We start from the raw sequence: 649 nt of genomic DNA on the forward strand, positions 1-649 counted from the left end.
CAGAGAATTTTCTTTTACCTGAATGCAGATATAAGTAATTCCGGAAATATCGGATGCAAAAAACTGACGCTTTGCAGCAGGAGCGATTTTTAGCCAGTCTCCAGTTGAAAGGCTAATTTCTTCTCCATCAATTATGGCTTTGCCGTTACCTGAAAGAATTCCATAGATTTCTTCATTTTCTTTATGAGAATGAACAAATGGGACATTTGCTCCTGCAGGCAGTTCGTTTAAACTGATTTCTGCACCTGTTAAAGACAACTTTTCATGCAGCTCAATTCGGTTTTCCTTTCCAATAGTTGTTTTTGTGTAATTTGCCATAATAATACCTCCATAGTTAATTTGTAGTTTCTGGTTGATTGGTATTAGTATAGTGTGAGACACATACAAAAACAAGTACGCACCTTTTTGTAACTGTACACTCAAAATTGAATGTGTTACAATAGACTCGGAGGTGAGAATTATGCGAGCAAAAGAAGAATTACCGGAATGCCCAGTTGCAACAGCAGTATCTCTCATCGGAGGAAAATGGAAACTGCTGATTTTGCGTAACTTGAAAGAGCGTCCATGGAGATTCAATGAGCTACAACGAAGTATAGATGGTATTTCACAAAAGGTTTTGACAGATAGTTTAAGACAAATGATGAGTGAT

Annotated in this window: 2 protein-coding genes; one reads left to right on the forward strand and one right to left on the reverse strand. The window is 37.1% G+C overall.

Going from position 1 to position 649, the window contains the following annotated elements:
• The coding region (locus DWZ45_RS14400; RefSeq protein WP_147353117.1) for a cupin domain-containing protein at positions 1–318 on the reverse strand (318 nt) is incomplete at its 3' end.
• A gap of 142 nt (positions 319–460) precedes the next feature.
• Between DWZ45_RS14400 and DWZ45_RS14405 the strand changes: the two genes are divergently transcribed.
• Positions 461–649 (forward strand): helix-turn-helix domain-containing protein (locus DWZ45_RS14405; RefSeq protein WP_147353118.1); only part of this gene is annotated, 189 nt, incomplete at its 3' end.

This window comes from Clostridium sp. AF32-7AC (assembly GCF_003477925.1).
GTDB lineage: Bacteria > Bacillota > Clostridia > Lachnospirales > Lachnospiraceae > Otoolea > Otoolea fessa.